Genomic DNA, 16,698 nt, shown 5'->3' on the forward strand with positions numbered 1-16,698 from the left:
GATAGCCTGGATGCGCCGTGGTTTTGCCGCTGGTAAAACCACGGCATGACAAGAAAGATCCAGCCGCCCACGATCACGCGGACGCAAGAGGCCGAAGGCACCGGCTTCTCCAAGGTGTTCGCCTTCCTGCGCGACAAGCTGCTCGAAGGCAGCATCCGTTCGGGAGATCGGCTGGTGCCCGAACGCGAACTCGCGCTGCAGCTGGGCGTGAGCCGGCCCATCGTGCGCGAGGCGCTGCGCGCGCTGTCGATGATGGGCGTGGTCGAGATCCGCGAGCGCGTGGGCACCATCGTCCGCAAGCCCGACGTGTCGGTGCTCGGCGACTTCTTCGCGTTCTCGATGGCGCAGCAGGCCGATATCGTGGACGACGTGATGCAGGCGCGCATCGCGATCGAGGTGCAGGCCGTGCGCCTGGCCTGCCGGCACGCATCGACATCCGACCTGGAGCGCATCGCCGCGGCGGTCGACCGGATCGAGGCGACAGTCGACGACTCCGAAGAGGGCAGCCGCGCCGACTACGAGTTCCACACCGCATTGGTGCGGGCAAGCCGCTCCGAGACCTTGATGCAGCTGTATGCCGCGATGTCGACGCTCCTGATGCGCTCGCACCATGAGCGCCGCGACGTGGTCGGCGGCGATCCGGCGGTCAAGCAGTACCTGGTCGAAGACCATGCGCGCATCTTTCAGGCGCTCGTCGCGCGCGACGAAGACCGGGCCGACCAGGTGCTGCGCAAGCACTTCAGCATCGGCGACGAATACCGGCGCAAGGCCGCCACCGGGCCTGCCGCGCGCGGCCGGCCGCCGACGCGCGAGGAGGTGGCGTGATCGATTTCGACTTCGGGGTCGTGCTCGAACGCTGGCCGCTGTTCGTCGAGGGCGCGTGGCTGACCGTGCGCCTGGCATTGGTCGCCACGCTCTCGGGCTTTGCGATCGGCACGCTGTGCGCGGCCGGCAGGCGAAGCAGCCACCGGCTGCTGGCGCGTGCCTGCGGCGCCTATGTGGAACTGATCCGCAACACGCCGCTCCTGGTCCAGATCTTTCTCGTCTACTTCGGCCTGTCGAGTCTCGGCCTGTCGCTGTCGGCGTTCACCGTCGCGGTGATCGCGCTCGCGGTCAATGCCGGCGCCTATGCGACGGAAATCATGCGCGCCGGTTTCGATTCGGTGAACCGCAGCCAGATCGAGGCTGCCGAATGCCTCGGGCTCTCGCGGCTGCAGGTGTACTGGCACGTCGTGCTGCTGCCCGCGATGGAACGCGTGTACCCGGCGCTGACCAGCCAGTTCGTGCTGCTGATGCTGGCCTCGTCGATCTGTTCGCAGATCTCGGCCGAAGAGCTCACCGCGATCGCCAACCACGTGCAGTCGGACACCTACCGGCCTTTCGAGACCTTCATCCTCGTCGGCGCCGCCTACATCCTGCTGTCGCTGCTGATGCGCCTCGGCTTCTGGGGTCTGGGCGCGCTGCTGTTCCCGCGCCGCCGCAGACTGGGCACCGCGCTGTGATGACCGGCACCGCGTTCAACGCCAACCACCTGCTGTTCCTGCTGCAGGGCGCCGGGTGGACCGCGATCCTCTCGCTCATCGCCTTCGTCGGCGGCGGGCTGTGCGCGTTCATCGTCGCGCTGGCGCGGGTCTCGCCCCATCGCTGGGTGCGCGCGGCGACGGGGCTGTGGGTCCAGCTGGTGCAGGGCTCGCCGCTCCTGGTCATCATGTTCCTGGCCTTCTTCGGGCTGCCGACCCTGGGCATCAAGGTCTCCGCACTCGCCGCGGCCGGCGTGTCCCTGACGATCTACGTGTCGGCCTATCTCGGCGAGATCTGGCGCGGCGCCATCCAGGCGGTGCCGCGCGCGCAATGGGAGGCTGCGGAATGCCTGGCGCTCGGCCGCACGCAGCGCATGTTCAAGGTCGTGCTGCCGCAGGCCGTGCGGCTGGCCACGCCGCCCACGGTCGGCTTCATGGTGCAGATCGTCAAGAACACCTCGCTGGCGTCGGTGGTCGGCTTCGTCGAACTCGCGCGCTCGGGGCAGATCATCAACAACTCGATCTTCGAGCCCTTCATCGTCTACCTCTTCATCGCGGCGATCTACTTCGCGCTGTGCTATCCGCTCTCGGTCTGGAGCCGCCGGCTCGAGCGCAGGGCCGTCGCGTCTCCCACTGCGGCGAAAGCCGTCTTCACCCATGACCCAGTCCTCGCCCAATCCTGAGTGCGCCGCGGCGCCGGTCGTGCGCCTGCACGACGTGCACAAGAGTTTCGGCGCGCTGAAGGTGCTCGAAGGCGTCGGCTTCGAAGTCGGCCGCGGCGAGGTCACGGCGATCATCGGCCGCAGCGGCTCCGGCAAGAGCACCGCACTGCGCTGCATCGATCGCCTGGAACGCATCGACAGCGGCGAGATCGTGGTCTGCGGCCATCGCGTCGACGCGGCCGGCGTCGACCTCAAGGCGCTGCGGCTCGATGTCGGCATCGTCTTCCAGAGCTACAACCTCTTTCCGCACCTGACCATCGAGCAGAACATCATGCTCGCGCCGCGCTCGGCCAAGGGCGTGGCCAAGCAGGCTGCGCGCACGCTCGCACACGAGGTGCTGGCCAAGGTCGGCCTTGCGGAGAAGGCGTCCTGCTATCCCGAGCAGCTCTCGGGCGGCCAGCAGCAGCGGGTTGCCATCGCGCGCTCGCTGGCGATGCAGCCGAAGGTGATGCTGTTCGACGAGGTGACCTCGGCGCTCGATCCGGAACTCACCGGCGAGGTGCTGCACGTCATCGAGGACCTCGCGGCCGGCGGCATGACCATGGTCATGGTCACCCACGAGATGGCGTTCGCGCGCAAGGTCGCAGATCAGGTGCTGTTCATGCACCGCGGCAGGGTTTGGGAGCGCGGCGGCCCCGAGATCCTGTCATCCCCGCAAACCGCCGAGCTTCGGCAGTTCGTGGCCAGCGAGCTCTGAAGGCTGGCCTTCTTTCGAAAACATGGAGACAACACCGTCATGAAGCCTTTCCGTTCACTGCCCACCCTGTTGGCCGCCGCCTGCCTCACGCTGGCGGCTGCCGCGCATGCCGACGTGCTCGACGACGTGATGAAGGCGAAGAAGATCCGCATCGCAACGGACTTCTCGATTCCACCGTCCGGCATGCTCGACAAGGACCTCAAGCCGACCGGCTCCGACGTCGAAACCGCGCAGCTGCTCGCCAAGGACTGGGGGCTCGAACTGGAGTTCGTGCAGACCACCGGCGCCACGCGCATTCCGAACCTGCAGACCGGCAAGGCCGACATCGTGGTCTCGACGCTGTCGGTGACCCCGGAGCGCCAGAAGGTCATCGACTTCTCGAAGCCGTATGCGGCGCTGGTCTCCGTCATCGGCGCGCGCAAGGATCTGGCGATCAAGGACTGGCCCGACCTGAAGGGCAAGTCGGTCACCGTCACGCGCGGCACCACGCAGGACACCGAACTCACCCAGCTGGCGAAGGACAGGGACTTCAAGGTGGTGCGCTACGACGACGATGCGACCATGGTCACCGCCGGCGTCAGCGGCCAGGCCGACATCGTCTCCACCTCGGTCACGATCATGAATCAGATCACCGCGAAGAACCCGCAACGCCCGTTCGAGCAGAAGATCGTGCTGCGCAATCTCGATCTTGCCATCGGCGTCAAGAAGGGCGAGGAGCGCATGGTCGCCAAGCTCAACGAGTGGGTCACGGCCAATCTCCAGAACGGCAAGCTCAACGCCATCTACAAGAAGTTCCACGGCAGCGATCTGCCCGCGAACATGCGTCCCTGATCATTCACAACCCGAAGAGGAATTCATGCGTCTCGTCATCGGTTCGGACCACGCCGGCTGGGTGCTCAAAAGCGCTGTGGTCGACCACATCAGGAAGCTCGGCCACGAGGTCGTCGACGTCGGCAGCCACGACGACCGACCGGTCGACTTTCCGGATGTGGCGCGCGCGGTGGCCGCCAAGATCGTCGCCGGCGAGGTCGAGCGCGGCATCATGGTGTGCGGCACCGGCGTCGGCGCGTCGATCGCCGCCAACAAGATGAAGGGTATCCGCGCGGCGGTCTGCCACGACGTGCATTCGGCGCACCAGTCGGTCGAGCACGACGACGTGAACGTCATGTGCATCGGCGCGCAGATCGTCGGCCCCTGGCTCGCCGCCGACCTCGTCACCTCCTACCTGGGGGCGCGCTTCGCGGCGGAGGACGAGGATTTTCGCCGCCGCGTCGAGAAGCTCCACCAGATGGACGCCGAGTCTTGAACTCCGACCACGCCACGCCCGAGGTCGTGGTGTTCGGCAGCCTCAACATGGACCTGGTGCTCCGTGTGCCGCGCGTGCCGGATGCCGGCGAAACCCTCGAGGCTCGTTCCTTCATGAGCAATCCGGGCGGCAAGGGTGCCAACCAGGCCGTGGCGTGCGCGCGGCAGGGCGCCCGTGTGGCCATGGTCGGCCGCGTGGGCGACGACGCCTTCGGGCTTGCGCTGAAGGCCTCGCTCGAAGCCGACGGCGTGGATGCCCGCCATGTGGCCACCGATGCGGCGTCGACCGGCGTGGCCTTGATCATGGTCGACGACGGCGCGCAGAACCGCATTGCGCTGAGTCCCGGCGCGAACGCATCCGTCGGCACCGAAGACATCGGCCGGCTGCGCAGCGCTCTCGCGGCGGCGTGCATCCTGTCGCTGCAGCTCGAGGTTCCCATGCCGGCGGTGTGCGAGGCGGCGGCGATCGCGCACGCCGCCGGCTGCACGGTGGTGCTGAACCCGGCCCCTGCGCAGCCGCTGCCCGACGCGCTGTGGCCGCTCGTGGGCATCCTCGTGCTGAACGAAACAGAAGCCGCCATGTTGAGCGGCATCGCGGTCCGCGACACGGCGAGTGCCGCGCGCGCGGCCGATGCCCTGCGACAACGCGGTCCGGCGCAGGTGATTCTCACGATGGGCGGCGACGGCGTCGTGGTCGCCAACGCCGACGGCTGCCGCCACTTCGCGGCCTTGGCAGTCCAGGCGGTCGACACCACGGCGGCCGGCGACACCTTCATCGGCGCGTTGTGTGCCGCGCTCGCGAACAAGGAATCCATCGATGCAGGCATCGCGCTTGGCATCCAGGCCGCGGCGCTCAGCGTGACGAAGGCGGGCGCGCAGGTGTCGATGCCGCATCGGCAAGACCTCGCGGCACTGCCTGCGGTTCCGCGGCCGAGTCCGGTGGCACTGGGCTGATGCGGCTCAGGCCGCGGCCTCGGGCGACCGTCCCTCGATCAGCTTCACCAGCGTGTGCAGCACGCGATTGGCCGGCGTCGCGATGCCCAGCGCTTCACCCTTGCGCAGCACGTAGCCGTTGAGGTGGTCGATTTCGCTGCGTTTGCCGCGCGCCAGGTCCTGCGCGGTGGAGGAGAACTGGGTCGGCATCGATTGCGCGATGCGCTCGACGGCGGCCCAGCTGTCGCCGGGCACGGTCACGCCGCTGGCCTCCGCCACGGCCAGGCATTCCTGCACCACGTCCCGCATCACGGCGTCCACGCCGGCGCCCTGCACGAGCCGGCCGTAAGGCAGCTGTGAAATCGCAGACAGCGCGTTGTAGGCGCAGTTGAGGATCAGCTTGGCCCACAGCGCGCCCGCCACGTTGCCGGAGATCTGCGTCGGCACGCCGGCCTCGATGAAGAGGCGCGCGGCCTCATCGCTGCGGGGCGACGGCGCGATGACCAGCTCGCCGCGGCCGTGGTGCTTCACGTGGCCAGGCCCCGCCATCTCGGTGGCGACATACACCACCGTCGCCGCGACCTGCTGGCGCAGCGCCGCCTGCAGCCGGTCGGCGTTGTCGACGCCGTTCTGCAGCGTGAGCACCAGCGCATCCGGCATCAGGTGCGGACCCATCAGCGCGGCAGCGCTCTCGGTGTCGGTGGACTTGACGCAGAACAGCACCAGCTGCGCGCCCTGCACGGCGCTGACTTCCGTGCTGGCCTCGATCGGCACATGCGCCTTGAAGGACTGCGTATCGAGCAGCAGGCCGTCGCGGCGTATCGCCTCGACGTGCTGCGCCCTGCCGATCAGCACTACCGAATGGCCGGCGCGCGCCAGCATGCCGCCGTAGTAGCAACCCACTGCGCCCGCACCCATCACCGCGATCTTCATGACCTGCTCCGAAAAAGTCCTCCCTGCATGGTAGTGCCGTTGCGCCCATGACCTCCCACGTCATCGACCCGCGGCGCGCTCGCGGGGACCATTCATTCACCCCGCGCCGTTGCGGGCCCTGAACAGAAAGGAAACGCCATGAACACCGCCGCCCCCGATGCCGCGCGCATTGCCGAACACTACATCGCCGTCTGGAACGAGACCGACGCCGAGCGCCGCCTCGCGCTGCTCGAAACCCACTGGAGCGCCGACGCGCGCTACGTCGATCCGATCATGCAGGGCAGTGGCCGCGCGCAGATCAGCGCACTGGTCGGCGGCGTGCACCAGCGCTATCCGGGCTTCCGCTTCAGGCTCAAGGGCGAGGCCGATGCGCACGGCGACCACCTGCGCTTCTCGTGGACCCTGGGCCCGAGCGGCGCCGAAGACCTGATCGAAGGCACCGATTTCGTCCAGCTCCAAGCGGGCAAGCTGCAGTCGGTCACGGGCTTCCTCGACAAGGTGCCGGTCGGCGCCTGAGGCCTATTCGAGAATCGCGACGCCCTTGACCTGCGCATGCACGGCCGAGCCCACGCCAAGGCGCAGCAGCTCGGCCGACTTGCGCGTGATGCGCGCGAGCAGGCGTGCGCCGCCGAGGTCCAGCCCGACCATGACCTGGGCCGGTCCGTCTTCGGCCAGGTCGGCCACGGTCGCGGGCAGGATGTTGAGCACGCTGGTCGCGGCTTGGTGCTGCAGCGTGAGGCTGACGTCGCGCGCCTGGATGCGAACCCGCACCGCCTGCCCCACGCGCGCGCCGCTGTGCGGCAGGCAGAGCGTGCCGCCCGCGAACGCGAGCTGCGTCAGGCCGTAGGCGGCGTCGTAGCCCGTCACCACCGCGGCGACCACCGCACCCGCCGCATCGCCGTGCGCCAGCGGGAGGTCGAGCCGTGTCATCAGCGCGTTGGCCGGGCCGCTCGCAGTCACGCGTCCGGCGTCGAGCAGCACCAGGTGGTCGGCCAGGCGCGCGACCTCGTCGGGCGCGTGGCTCACATAGATCACCGGCATGTCGAGCTCGGCATGCAGCCGCTCGAGGTAGGGGAGGATCTCGCGCTTGCGCTGCAGGTCCAGCGAGGCGAGCGGTTCGTCCATCAGCAGCAGCCGCGGACTGGTGGCCAGTGCACGCGCGATGCCCACGCGCTGGCGTTCGCCGCCCGAGAGCGTGTCGGGCCGGCGCGCGAGCAGGTGGCCGATGCCCAGCAGTTCCACCGCCTGCGCGAGCGACACGCGCCGATCGGCTGTGGCGACCCGCTTCATGCCGTATTCGAGGTTGCGCCGAACGTCCAGGTGCGCGAAGAGCCGCGTCTCCTGGAACACATAGCCCAGCGGCCGCCGGTGCGTGGGCAGGAACATGTCGCCGTCCTGCCAGGCCTCGCCATTGACCGTCACCCGCGCACCGGGTGCGCGTTGCAGCCCCGCGATGGCGCGCAGGCAAGTGGTCTTGCCGCAGCCCGAGGGCCCGAAGAGCGCGCTCACGCCGCGGCCCGGCAGGTCGAGCTCGACCTGGAGCGAGAAGCCGGGGTGGTCGACCTTCAACCGCGCATGCACGCCATCGCTCATCGCCGCTGTCCCGTCGGATTGAGCACATAGAGCGCCAGCAGCACGAGGAATGAGAACGCCACCATGCCGGCTGCCAGCCAGTGCGCCTGCGTGTATTCGAGCGCCTCGACGTGGTCGTAGATCCGCACCGACACCACGCGCGTGTTGTCGGGGATGTTGCCGCCGATCATCAGCACCACGCCGAACTCGCCCACCGTGTGGGCGAAGCCCATCACGACCGCGGTGAGGTAGCCCGGCCGCGCGAGCGGCAGCACCACGCTGAAGAAGGAGTCGAGCGGCGAGGCCCTGAGCGTTGCCGCCGCCTCGAGCGGCTCCTGGCCGATGGCCTCGAAGGCGTTCTGGATTGGCTGCACCACGAAGGGCATCGAATAGACCACCGAGCCGATCACCAGCCCCGCGAAGGTGAACGGAAGCACCCCGATACCGAGCCATTGCGTCAACGCGCCGATCGGCCCGTTGGGCCCCATCGTCACCAGGAAGTAGAAGCCCAGTACCGTGGGCGGCAGCACCAGCGGCAATGCCACCAGCGCACCGACCGGCCCCTTCCATGCCGAGCGCGTGCGCGCCAGCCACCAGGCCAGCGGCGAGCCCACCAGCAGCAGGATCAGCGTGGTCAGCGCCGCGAGCTTCAGCGTGAGGACGATGGCGCCGAGGTCGGAGGCTGTGGGCATGCAGGATCGGCGCTCAGACGTCGTAGCCGAAGGACCGGATCACGGCCTTGGCTGCATCCGACTTGAGATACGCGATGAGCGCAGCGGCGGCCGCGTTGTCCTTGCCGCGGGCGAGCATCACAGCGTCTTGCCGGATGGGGCCGTGCAGTTCAGCGGGCACGATCCAGGCCGAGCCGCTCTTGAGCTTGCCGTTCTCCCAGACTTGCGAGAGCGCGACGAAGCCGAGTTCCGCATTGCCGGTGGAGACGAAGCTGAAGGCCTGCCCGATGCTCTCGCCCTGCACGAACTTGGGTTCGAGCTGTGCCAGCAGGCCGAGGCGCGTGAGCGTTTCCACCGCCGCCGCTCCGTAGGGTGCGAGCTTGGGCGCGGCCAGCGCGATGTGGGCGAACTTCGTGCTCCTGAGCACCTCGCCTTTGGCATCCACCAGATCGGGTTTGGCCGACCACAGCACCAGCTTGCCGGTGGCGTAGGTGAAGCGACTGCCCGGCACAGTAGCGCCTTCCTTGTCGAGCTTGGCCGGCGTCTCGTCGTCGGCCGCGAGGAACACGTCGAAAGGCGCGCCGCTCTGGATCTGCGCATAGAACTTGCCCGTCGCGCCCGAGGAGAGCACGGCCTTGTGGCCGGTCGTCTTCTCGAACTCGGCGGCGATCGCCTTCATGGGCGCGAAGAAGTTGGCCGCGACCGCGATCTGGACTTCCCCCGCCTGGCTGGCGAGCGACGCACCGAGCGTGAGCAGCGTGGCGGCGGCGAGGCGAAAGGCGAGTGGGAGCTTCATGGAGCGCTATTCATCAACGGAATAGCGCGAGTGTAGAGCCAACGGCACAATCCGCGCATGGCATCTCCCCGTTTCGGCGACGCGCTCGGCCATGGCATGAGCGACAAGCGCATCGACATCCTGCGCGGCATCGGCCGCACCGGCAGCATCTCCCAGGCCGCGCGCGAGGCGGCCGTGAGCTACAAGGCGGCCTGGCAGGCGGTCGCCACGCTCACCAACCTGGCCGGCGTGCCGCTGGTGGCGCGCGCGGTGGGCGGCGCGGGCGGCGGCGGCGCCGTGCTCACCGCGCACGGGGCGCAACTGCTCGAACTGGCGGAGGCGCTGGATGCGGCGCGCCGTGCCGTTCAGTCGCGGGCAGGCGCCAGTGCCGGCACGGCGGCGGCGCGGCTCTCGATCCGCACCAGCATGCGCAACCAGCTGCCGGCGATCGTGGCCGCGCTCGAATCCACCGGCCGCATCGTGCGCGTGCACATGAGGCTCGGCGGCGATGCGCAGCAGCCCATCGCCGCGCGCATCACGCACGAGAGCGCGGAACTGCTGGGGCTGGCAGAAGGCATGCCGGCGATCGCGCTGTGCAAGGCGACCGCGGTACGCGTGGAGCGCGTTGCGGCAGCGCGAAGGACCCGTGGCAATCAGCTCGGCGGCCTGGTGCAGGGCGCGGCGCGCGGCGAGGACGGCGACGAGATCGCGATCACGCTCGACAGCGGCCTGCAACTGGTCGGCTTCGCGCCGGCCGGCTCGGGGCTGCGCACGCGGCAGCGCGTGGTGGCCACCATCGACGAAGCGGCGGTGGTGGTGGCGCTGCCGGGGTGAGGGCGAGGGCCTGAACAGGCCCTTCTAGAGCCCGAGGTCGCTCAAACCCGGGTGATCGTCCGGCCGGGGGCCCAGCGGCCAGAAGAACTTGCGTTCGCTTTCCTTGATCGGCAGGTCGTTGATGCTCGCGTGGCGCTGCGTCATCAGGCCGTGCTCGTTGAATTCCCAGTTCTCGTTGCCGTAGCTTCGAAACCAGTTGCCGGCGTCGTCGTGCCACTCGTAGGCGAAGCGCACGCCGATGCGCGGGCCGCCGAAGGCCCACAGCTCCTTGATCAGCCGGTAGTCGAGTTCGCGCGCCCACTTGCGCTCGAGCAGCGCCTGCGCGGCCGCCCGGCCGACCGGGAACTCGGCGCGGTTGCGCCAGCGCGTGTCTTCGCTGTAGGCCAGCGCGACGCGGGCCGGGTCGCGCGAGTTCCAGCCGTCTTCGGCCAGGCGAACCTTCTGGGTTGCGGTTTCGAATGTGAAGGGGGGCAGGGGCGGGCGTGTTTCCATGGCGGCGGGTTCCCGAGGAGTGATTGGAGGAAGGTAGACAGAGCTGTCTACGTCGCCAGTCTAATGCACGTAGACAGATCTGTCTACAATGGCGTCATGCCAAGCCCCGTCGCTCCCGAGCTCAAGGACCGCCCTCCCAACGAGCGCATCCTGCTGACCGCGCACGACCTGTTCTACCGCGAAGGCATCCGCGCCACCGGCATCGACCGCGTGATCGCCGAGTCGGGCGTGACCAAGGTCACCTTCTACCGCCACTTCCCGAGCAAGAACGAGCTGATCCGCACCTTCCTGGCCTACCGCCACGAGCGCTGGATGAAGTGGTTCGTCGATGCGCTGGAGCGCCACGGCGCGAAGCGCGGCAAGGGCATCGATGCGCTGGTGCCCGCGCTGCGCGACTGGTTTGCGGATGCCGGCTATCGCGGCTGCGCCTTCCTCAACAGCGTGAGCGAGCTCGGCGGCGCCTTGCCGGAGGTGGTGGAGATCGCGCGCAGCCACAAGCGCGAGATGACGGCGGAGATCGAGAAGCTGCTGCCGCCGTCGCGCCAGCGCGCGAAGGACGCGCAGCTCATCGCGCTGGCGGTCGACGGCGCCATCGTTCACGCGCAGTTCGACGAAACGCCGGACGCAGCGCTGAAGACGCTGGACCGGCTCGTGAAGCTGCTGCGAAGCAGCGGCGAAGCCTGATTTACAGGCCGGCCTGGCGCGTGAACGACACCTTCGACTTCTTGTAGGCGGCCGGCACCTCGTCGCGATAGAAGGCACGGCGATCCAGGCTCTCGAACGGGTCGTGCGCCTTGGCGACCGCCTCCGCGCGAATGGTGGCGCGATCGGCGGTGGACGTGAAGGTCTGCGCACCGGCGCTGGCGCCATCGGCGTACTGATTGCCGGCGCGTGCGGCGGCGACGCCTTCGGCGGCCACTTCCGATCGGCTGGCCGCCGAGGTCAGGGTGTGCACGCCGTCATAGGTTTCCGCTTGCGCGCCGGCGGCGGCCACGAGCGAGAAGGCAGCAGCGGCGATGATCTTCGAGGCATTCATTTCGGTTCCTTCAAATCGGTTGGTTGGTGAGATGAAGTGTGGGTGCGAAGGCCCTCGAAAAAACGCCGCGAAAAGAACCGCGGCGTTTGCGACTTGGAAACAATGGGACGCGCGGTCCCTCGAGCGGCGCTACCTGGCGCGAGGCGCGCGGACCGGATTGGCCAGCGGTCCGGGGCCGATGGCGATCGGCGGTCCCGCGTCGTCGGCGGCCCATGCGGGCGTGCGGGACGAGCTGACGAGGGGGCCTGGACCGGGGACGACCGGTGGTCCCGGGTCGTCGAAGGTCGGTGTGGTCGCGCGAGAAGAGCTGACCAGCGGGCCGGGACCCGGCACGACCGGTGGACCCGGGTCGCGGAGCCACGCCGGTGCGGATACCGAGCCCACCAGCGGTCCGGGACCGGGCGCGATCGGCGGCCCCAGGTCGTCACGGTTCCATGCCGGAGCGCGCGCCTGCCGCGGGGCCATCGGCGGATTCGCGCGAGTGCGCTCCGAGAGCGCGGCGGAGCGAGAGGGGGCGGCTGGTGCCGCGGAGGATTTTTCTTCGTTGGACCGGGACGGCGCCGCAGCAACGGGCGTTGCAGGTGCAGCGGGTGCAGGTGCAGCGGCTGGTGCAGCGGCTGGTGCGGCGGCTGGTGCGGCGGGTGCAGCCGCGACGGGCACAGCCGGCGCAACGGGTGCAACGGGTGCAACGGGCGCAGGCGTCGCGGCCTGGGGCGGTGCTGGTGTCGATGCTGGCGCTGGCACCGCCACTGCAGCTTTTTCCGATGGCGGCGCCTTGGCTTCAGGTGCCGCCGCCGCCGCGTTCAGTTTCGGCCACCACGACGGTTCCGCGACATCGCGCGTGACATACAGATACCAGCCGATGAAAACCACGCTCATGGCCAATGCCGACAGTCCCAGGCGAAGCCAGAAGGCTGCCGTCTCGGCCGGCAGCAGCGCGAGCGAAGCGGCGCGGGGCCGCGAAAACGGCGCGTCCAAGGGGGACATCGGCGCGTCGAATGGCGAGATCGGCGCGGCGCGGCTGGTCTTGACGGCATCGAGGGCCGAAGGGCCGGTCGGCATGAAGCCGGGCAAGCGGCCCGCGCAGCCGCTGCAGAACATCGCCTTGTCGCGGTTCCGGCTTCCGCAAGTCCTACACACCACCGACATGAGCAAACTCCCTGAATAGCAAACAATACCTCCGCACTGTCCACACCGGCAGCCGTCTGTCTGTCAGCCGTTTCCCACGCAGCGCTTCGGAACGCGCGCGTCTTCGCCGCGTTATTTGCACAGCTCATGGATCCAACAGCCGGTTGCGGCCTCAACTGAACAGAGAAAGCAACGCGTAGAGCGCCGCGAAAAAACCAGTTCACTGCCTTTGCCGCGTCCGCGTTCTCCTTCGGCTGTAGGCCGCCGCTTCTCGCTGGCCGGTGGATTCGTCCTACGCTCGAAGACTTGTTTGCAGCGCATGACGCTTCAGACGCGCTGTCGCGGCTGCCGGGATAGAAGCGGGAGACATCATGCAAGCAAACAGCCGATTCGATTTGCGGACGAAGGCGCTGATTCGCGCAGCGTGCATTGCCGCTGCTGCAGGGCTCGCAGGATGCGGCGGTGGAGGCGGCGGTCATGGCGGCGGCGTGGTCTTCCCCCCGGGCCAGACGAAACTGAGCTGCGACGACTCGATCAAGAGCGCCTTCAAGCCGGATGCCAACACCAGCGTGCTGCTGGTCAAGTCCTTCAAGACAGGCGACCCGCTGCTCTTGTCCGGCACGCCGACGCCCACCACACCCACGGCGACCACCGACGTCTGCGTGGTGAAACTGCTGGTCGGACCGGGCAACTCCGGCCCGGCGGATGCCCCATCGACCTCGCCCGGCATCGGCATCGAAGTCTGGCTGCCCAACGAGGCGAAGTGGAACAAGCGGGTGCACGTGAAGGGCGGCGGCGGCTGGGCCGGCGGCGTCCACGCCTCCTTGACGGCGCTCGCGGGCGTCACGGGCGGCAGCGCCGGCGCGCCGGCGGAAACCGCGATGGTCGAAGGCGCGGTCTCGGCCAGCACCGACACCGGCCATGCCAACACGGCCAACGGCGGCTCCTTCGCGATGAAGCCGGACGGCACCATCAACACGGCGCTGTGGAGCGATTTCGCCCAGCGCGGCATCCACGAGATGGCGGTCAAGACCAAGGCGCTGGCCGCCGCTTTCTACGGCACGCCGGCCAGGTTCGCCTACTGGAACGGCTTCTCCACCGGCGGCCGCCAGGGCCACATGGAGGCGCAGGCAAATCCGGCCGACTTCGACGGCATCCTCGCCGGCGCGCCGGCCATCAACTGGACCAAGTTCATCACGGCCGAGCTGTACCCGCAGATCGTCTACCAGCGCGACCTGGGCGGCGTGCCGCTCACGCAGGCCCAGCTCACGCTGATGGGCAATGCCGCCATCAACGCCTGCGACGTGGTGAACGGGCAGCATCTAGGCTACATCCCGGACCTCACGCAATGCCGTTACGACCCGCTGCTGGACGCCAGCGTGCTGTGCGCGAGCAGCGGCGGGACGGGCCCCGCCGGCAGCTGCGTCACGGCCGCCCAGGCGCTGGCGATGAACAAGATCTGGTACGGCCAGACCAGCAACGGCTCCGTGCCTTCGCCCTCGGCGGACAACGGCTTCGCGACCTCGCCCTCCGCCTCGGCCAACCAGCGCTGGTACGGGCTCACGCGCGGCACCAACCCGATCGGGCTCGCGGGACCCACACCCTTCACCATCGCGAGCGACATGGTGGCGCTCGAGTTGCAGGACCCGACCTGGGCCCAGCCCAACTTCATCAACGCGACCGGCAACGGCGTGGACCGGTGGAAGACGCTGTCTTACGCGAATCTCTCGAACGCCTTCGACCAGGGCGTCGCCCTGCAATTCGCGTTCGCCAACATCAATACCGACGACCCGGACCTCGGCCGTTTCGCCTTGCGCGGCGGAAAGATGCTGGTCTACCACGGCCTGGCGGACACGCTGATCCCGCCGCAGGGCACCATCAACTACTACACGCGGTTGTCGGATCGGATGGGCGGCGATGCAGTGGTCCGCAACTTCTACCGGCTCTTCCTGGTGCCGGGCATGGCCCACGGTTTCAGCAACGGCACCACCAACGCGGCCGCGAATCCGCCGCTGCCGACGATCAACCTGCTCTACACGGCGCTCACGGCCTGGGTGGAGGGCGGCAACTCGCCGGAGCGCATTGACATCTCGGCCCCCGCCAGCGGTGGCACGCCGGCCAGTTCGCGGCCGATCTGCATGCATCCGACCAAGGCGACGCTGACCGGCGGCGATCCGCGATCGGCGGCTTCGTACGTCTGCTCCTGAACAGAGGCCCTAGCGCCGCGGTAGCTCCGACGTCCTGCGCATCGCCGGCCAGGCGCCGACCGTGAAAGCGCGCAGCGCCCATTCCACCGGGCCGTAGCCGAAGCGGCGCAGCCACAGGCGACTGGCCGCCAGCTGGCCCGCGAAGATGATCGACGCGATCAGCACGCAGGCCGCCGGCGAGACGCGGCCCATCCAGCCCAGCCCGTAGGCCGTGAAGATCAGCGCGCACAGGAGTGACTGCATGAGGTAGTTGGTCAGCGCCATGCGCCCCGCGGGCGCCAGCAGCCCGGCGATGCGCATGCCGCCCGCGCCCTCGAACAGCATCATCGCCATCCCGACATAGGCGGCGCTCAGGAAGGGCGCGGTCAGGAGGCTCGCGCCCAAGCCCGCGATCTCCCAGCCCGAGCCGACCCCGTAGACCGTGGCCGTTGCATAGAACAGCGCGCCGGGCAGGCCCACCGCCAGGCCCCAGACGGCCAGGCGTGGCCAGAGGCCGCGGTACCGGTCGTGTTGCGCGAACAGGTGGCGCTTGCCGGCCACCAGGCCGAGCATGAACATCGCCAGCGCGCATGGCCCCTGGATCAGCACCACGATCCACCAGGTTTGGCCCAAGTCCCGCAGGCGCTGCGCGACCACGGTGGCCGGCGTGCCCAGCCAGGCCTGCTGCGCGGCGCTCGCGCGGGCCATGGTGCCGGCGATGTCGGCCGTCTCGCCGGCGAGGAGCTGGAGTGCGCCCAGCGAGGCCAGGACGGCGGCGGGCAGCAGCGTGAGCACGCAGGCGAGCACCGTCGCCTGGGCGTCGGTCCGATGCCGCAACCGGAGCAGGATCAGGCCTAGCACGGCATAGGTGCACAGGATGTCGCCGTGGAACAGCCAGACGGCATGCGCGGCGCCGATGAGCCAGAGCCCGAACAGGCGCCGCAGCATCCTCGGCACGAAGGCCTTGCCGCTGCGCTCGGCCGCGTTCATCTGCAAGGTGAAGCTGTAGCCGAACAGGAAGGAGAAGAGCAGGTAGAACTTGGTCTCGAACAGGCAGGCCACGAGCCACCGCACGGCGCGGTCGATCGGCCGGGCGAAGGCCGGGTCGGGCACGGCCATGCCGAAGTAGGCCGAAGCGAAGGTCGCGATGTTGACCATCAGGATGCCCAGGAGCGCGAAGCCGCGCAGCGCATCCAGGTGCAGCAACCTCGGTGGCTGGAGCGCGCGGGCCCCGTATGAAGATGCGTCGACCATGACGCATCCTAGAGCCCGCGCTTGACGAAAGTGACTACACCTTCTCAGGCACCGGATTGCGGAAGCTCACGTTGAGGAGGTTCCAGGCATTGATGACCGCGATGGTGAAGCCGAGTTCGACGATCTCGACGTCGGTGAAGTGCGCCTTCAGGCGCGCGAATTCCTCGTCGCTCGCGTCGCTGTGCGGCGTGGCGTTGACGAGCTCCGCCCAGCGCAGTGCGGCGCGCTCGCGTTCGCTGAAGAAGGGCGCCTCGCGCCAGCCGGCCAGGGCATTGAGATGGCGCGGATCGATCTCCTGCCGGATCAGGTCGCGCCAGTGCATGTCGATGCAGTAGCCGCAGCCGTTGATCTGCGAGAGCCGCAGCAGCACGAGGTCGACGAGACGGCTGCCGAGCGCGCCCTTGTGGACGGCGGCAGAGGCGTCGAGCAGCCCCTGGAAAGCCTTGGGCGCGAGTTGATGGTAGGGAAGACGGGCGGTGTGAGCCATGAAAAGGTCCTTGGTTGCATCAGGACGGCCGCCCCATGCGGCCTTCCATGCATTCAAGACGCAGGAAGGCCTGCGTTTGTGACAGCGGTGGGAGTACGCTGTTGCGGGCGCGGCCCGATCCGCCGACCATCGCCTTCAATTCCATTCACCGAG

Annotated in this window: 20 protein-coding genes; 12 read left to right on the top strand and 8 right to left on the bottom strand. The window is 68.8% G+C overall.

The window, feature by feature from the left end:
* Positions 1-45 precede the first annotated feature (45 nt).
* The 7 genes from BLS74_RS03580 to rbsK are packed head-to-tail and all read left to right on the top strand — an operon-like array spanning position 46 to position 5,198.
* The gene (locus BLS74_RS03580) at positions 46-825 is read left to right on the top strand and encodes a FadR/GntR family transcriptional regulator (protein WP_093103007.1); all 780 of its coding nucleotides are present in this window, start codon (positions 46-48) and stop codon (positions 823-825) included.
* Complete coding sequence (locus BLS74_RS03585) at positions 822-1,502, top strand: amino acid ABC transporter permease (protein ID WP_212733618.1); 681 nt, start codon at positions 822-824, stop codon at positions 1,500-1,502. The genes BLS74_RS03580 and BLS74_RS03585 overlap by 4 nt, the downstream gene beginning before the upstream one ends.
* Positions 1,502-2,203, top strand: a complete 702-nt coding sequence (locus BLS74_RS03590) for an amino acid ABC transporter permease (RefSeq protein WP_093103008.1) — start codon at positions 1,502-1,504, stop codon at positions 2,201-2,203. Before BLS74_RS03585 ends, BLS74_RS03590 begins: the two co-directional genes overlap by 1 nt.
* On the top strand, positions 2,178-2,939 hold the full coding sequence (locus BLS74_RS03595) for an amino acid ABC transporter ATP-binding protein (protein WP_093103010.1): 762 nt from the start codon (positions 2,178-2,180) through the stop codon (positions 2,937-2,939). Before BLS74_RS03590 ends, BLS74_RS03595 begins: the two co-directional genes overlap by 26 nt.
* 39 nt (positions 2,940-2,978) lie before the next feature.
* Positions 2,979-3,770, top strand: a complete 792-nt coding sequence (locus BLS74_RS03600; RefSeq protein WP_093103011.1) for a transporter substrate-binding domain-containing protein — start codon at positions 2,979-2,981, stop codon at positions 3,768-3,770.
* A gap of 25 nt (positions 3,771-3,795) precedes the next feature.
* The gene (gene rpiB, locus BLS74_RS03605) at positions 3,796-4,245 is read left to right on the top strand and encodes a ribose 5-phosphate isomerase B (protein ID WP_093103013.1); all 450 of its coding nucleotides are present in this window, start codon (positions 3,796-3,798) and stop codon (positions 4,243-4,245) included.
* Entirely contained in the window at positions 4,242-5,198 is a 957-nt protein-coding gene (gene rbsK, locus BLS74_RS03610; protein ID WP_093103015.1) for a ribokinase, read from the top strand. Before rpiB ends, rbsK begins: the two co-directional genes overlap by 4 nt.
* Before the next feature lie 6 nt (positions 5,199-5,204).
* Here rbsK and BLS74_RS03615 read toward each other — a convergent pair whose 3' ends face one another.
* Positions 5,205-6,110 (bottom strand): ketopantoate reductase family protein, encoded by a 906-nt coding sequence (locus BLS74_RS03615; protein ID WP_093103017.1) that lies wholly within the window; start codon positions 6,108-6,110, stop codon positions 5,205-5,207.
* A gap of 138 nt (positions 6,111-6,248) precedes the next feature.
* Between BLS74_RS03615 and BLS74_RS03620 the strand changes: the two genes are divergently transcribed.
* Positions 6,249-6,626: a nuclear transport factor 2 family protein gene (locus tag BLS74_RS03620; protein WP_093103018.1), complete on the top strand. Its 378-nt coding sequence runs from the start codon at positions 6,249-6,251 to the stop codon at positions 6,624-6,626.
* A gap of 3 nt (positions 6,627-6,629) precedes the next feature.
* Here the strand turns inward: BLS74_RS03620 and modC are convergent, their stop codons facing one another.
* From modC to modA, 3 genes are read right to left on the bottom strand one after another with little or no spacing between them, the layout of a single operon-like run.
* Entirely contained in the window at positions 6,630-7,703 is a 1,074-nt protein-coding gene (gene modC / locus BLS74_RS03625) for a molybdenum ABC transporter ATP-binding protein (RefSeq protein WP_093103019.1), read from the bottom strand.
* On the bottom strand, positions 7,700-8,374 hold the full coding sequence (gene modB, locus BLS74_RS03630; RefSeq protein WP_093103021.1) for a molybdate ABC transporter permease subunit: 675 nt from the start codon (positions 8,372-8,374) through the stop codon (positions 7,700-7,702). Before modB ends, modC begins: the two co-directional genes overlap by 4 nt.
* Positions 8,375-8,387: 13 nt before the next feature.
* Positions 8,388-9,149 carry a molybdate ABC transporter substrate-binding protein gene (gene modA / locus BLS74_RS03635; protein ID WP_093103022.1) on the bottom strand — a complete coding sequence of 254 codons (762 nt, stop codon included), beginning with the start codon at positions 9,147-9,149 and terminating at the stop codon, positions 8,388-8,390.
* Positions 9,150-9,206: 57 nt separating this feature from the next.
* Here modA and BLS74_RS03640 point away from each other — a divergent pair, with 57 nt between their 5' ends.
* Positions 9,207-9,962, top strand: a complete 756-nt coding sequence (locus tag BLS74_RS03640) for a TOBE domain-containing protein (RefSeq protein ID WP_093103023.1) — start codon at positions 9,207-9,209, stop codon at positions 9,960-9,962.
* A gap of 24 nt (positions 9,963-9,986) precedes the next feature.
* On the opposite strand, the gene BLS74_RS03645 is transcribed toward BLS74_RS03640, so the two are convergent.
* Entirely contained in the window at positions 9,987-10,454 is a 468-nt protein-coding gene (locus tag BLS74_RS03645) for a nuclear transport factor 2 family protein (protein ID WP_093103025.1), read from the bottom strand.
* Between the two features lie 96 nt (positions 10,455-10,550).
* Between BLS74_RS03645 and BLS74_RS03650 the strand changes: the two genes are divergently transcribed.
* The gene (locus BLS74_RS03650; RefSeq protein ID WP_093103026.1) at positions 10,551-11,138 is read left to right on the top strand and encodes a TetR/AcrR family transcriptional regulator; all 588 of its coding nucleotides are present in this window, start codon (positions 10,551-10,553) and stop codon (positions 11,136-11,138) included.
* A gap of 1 nt (position 11,139) precedes the next feature.
* Here the strand turns inward: BLS74_RS03650 and BLS74_RS03655 are convergent, their stop codons facing one another.
* Positions 11,140-11,490 carry an alpha/beta hydrolase gene (locus tag BLS74_RS03655; RefSeq protein ID WP_093103028.1) on the bottom strand — a complete coding sequence of 117 codons (351 nt, stop codon included), beginning with the start codon at positions 11,488-11,490 and terminating at the stop codon, positions 11,140-11,142.
* A 775-nt stretch (positions 11,491-12,265) separates the two neighbouring features.
* Here BLS74_RS03655 and BLS74_RS34280 point away from each other — a divergent pair.
* A complete protein-coding gene (locus BLS74_RS34280; RefSeq protein WP_170855487.1) occupies positions 12,266-12,658 on the top strand; it encodes a hypothetical protein in 393 nt (130 codons plus the stop codon).
* Between the two features lie 448 nt (positions 12,659-13,106).
* Positions 13,107-14,825: a tannase/feruloyl esterase family alpha/beta hydrolase gene (locus tag BLS74_RS03665; protein ID WP_244503737.1), complete on the top strand. Its 1,719-nt coding sequence runs from the start codon at positions 13,107-13,109 to the stop codon at positions 14,823-14,825.
* A gap of 9 nt (positions 14,826-14,834) precedes the next feature.
* Here the strand turns inward: BLS74_RS03665 and BLS74_RS03670 are convergent, their stop codons facing one another.
* On the bottom strand, positions 14,835-16,058 hold the full coding sequence (locus tag BLS74_RS03670; RefSeq protein WP_093103032.1) for a DUF418 domain-containing protein: 1,224 nt from the start codon (positions 16,056-16,058) through the stop codon (positions 14,835-14,837).
* 34 nt (positions 16,059-16,092) lie between these two features.
* The gene (locus tag BLS74_RS03675; RefSeq protein WP_093103034.1) at positions 16,093-16,545 is read right to left on the bottom strand and encodes a carboxymuconolactone decarboxylase family protein; all 453 of its coding nucleotides are present in this window, start codon (positions 16,543-16,545) and stop codon (positions 16,093-16,095) included.
* Positions 16,546-16,698 lie beyond the last annotated feature (153 nt).

It is taken from the genome of Variovorax sp. CF079 (assembly GCF_900101545.1).
Taxonomy (GTDB): Bacteria; Pseudomonadota; Gammaproteobacteria; order Burkholderiales; family Burkholderiaceae_C; genus Variovorax.

Bases quoted from the DNA above. Each gene is read 5' to 3' on its own strand.
- BLS74_RS03580 (WP_093103007.1), top strand. From the start codon at position 46: ATGACAAGAAAGATCCAGCCGCCCACGATCACGCGGACGCAAGAGGCC.
- BLS74_RS03590 (WP_093103008.1), top strand. From the start codon at position 1,502: ATGACCGGCACCGCGTTCAACGCCAACCACCTGCTGTTCCTGCTGCAG.
- BLS74_RS03595 (WP_093103010.1), top strand. From the start codon at position 2,178: ATGACCCAGTCCTCGCCCAATCCTGAGTGCGCCGCGGCGCCGGTCGTG.
- BLS74_RS03600 (WP_093103011.1), top strand. From the start codon at position 2,979: ATGAAGCCTTTCCGTTCACTGCCCACCCTGTTGGCCGCCGCCTGCCTC.
- rpiB (WP_093103013.1), top strand. From the start codon at position 3,796: ATGCGTCTCGTCATCGGTTCGGACCACGCCGGCTGGGTGCTCAAAAGC.
- BLS74_RS03615 (WP_093103017.1), bottom strand. From the start codon at position 6,110: ATGAAGATCGCGGTGATGGGTGCGGGCGCAGTGGGTTGCTACTACGGC.
- BLS74_RS03620 (WP_093103018.1), top strand. From the start codon at position 6,249: ATGAACACCGCCGCCCCCGATGCCGCGCGCATTGCCGAACACTACATC.
- modC (WP_093103019.1), bottom strand. From the start codon at position 7,703: ATGAGCGATGGCGTGCATGCGCGGTTGAAGGTCGACCACCCCGGCTTC.
- modB (WP_093103021.1), bottom strand. From the start codon at position 8,374: ATGCCCACAGCCTCCGACCTCGGCGCCATCGTCCTCACGCTGAAGCTC.
- modA (WP_093103022.1), bottom strand. From the start codon at position 9,149: ATGAAGCTCCCACTCGCCTTTCGCCTCGCCGCCGCCACGCTGCTCACG.
- BLS74_RS03640 (WP_093103023.1), top strand. From the start codon at position 9,207: ATGGCATCTCCCCGTTTCGGCGACGCGCTCGGCCATGGCATGAGCGAC.
- BLS74_RS03645 (WP_093103025.1), bottom strand. From the start codon at position 10,454: ATGGAAACACGCCCGCCCCTGCCCCCCTTCACATTCGAAACCGCAACC.
- BLS74_RS03650 (WP_093103026.1), top strand. From the start codon at position 10,551: ATGCCAAGCCCCGTCGCTCCCGAGCTCAAGGACCGCCCTCCCAACGAG.
- BLS74_RS03655 (WP_093103028.1), bottom strand. From the start codon at position 11,490: ATGAATGCCTCGAAGATCATCGCCGCTGCTGCCTTCTCGCTCGTGGCC.
- BLS74_RS03670 (WP_093103032.1), bottom strand. From the start codon at position 16,058: ATGGTCGACGCATCTTCATACGGGGCCCGCGCGCTCCAGCCACCGAGG.
- BLS74_RS03675 (WP_093103034.1), bottom strand. From the start codon at position 16,545: ATGGCTCACACCGCCCGTCTTCCCTACCATCAACTCGCGCCCAAGGCT.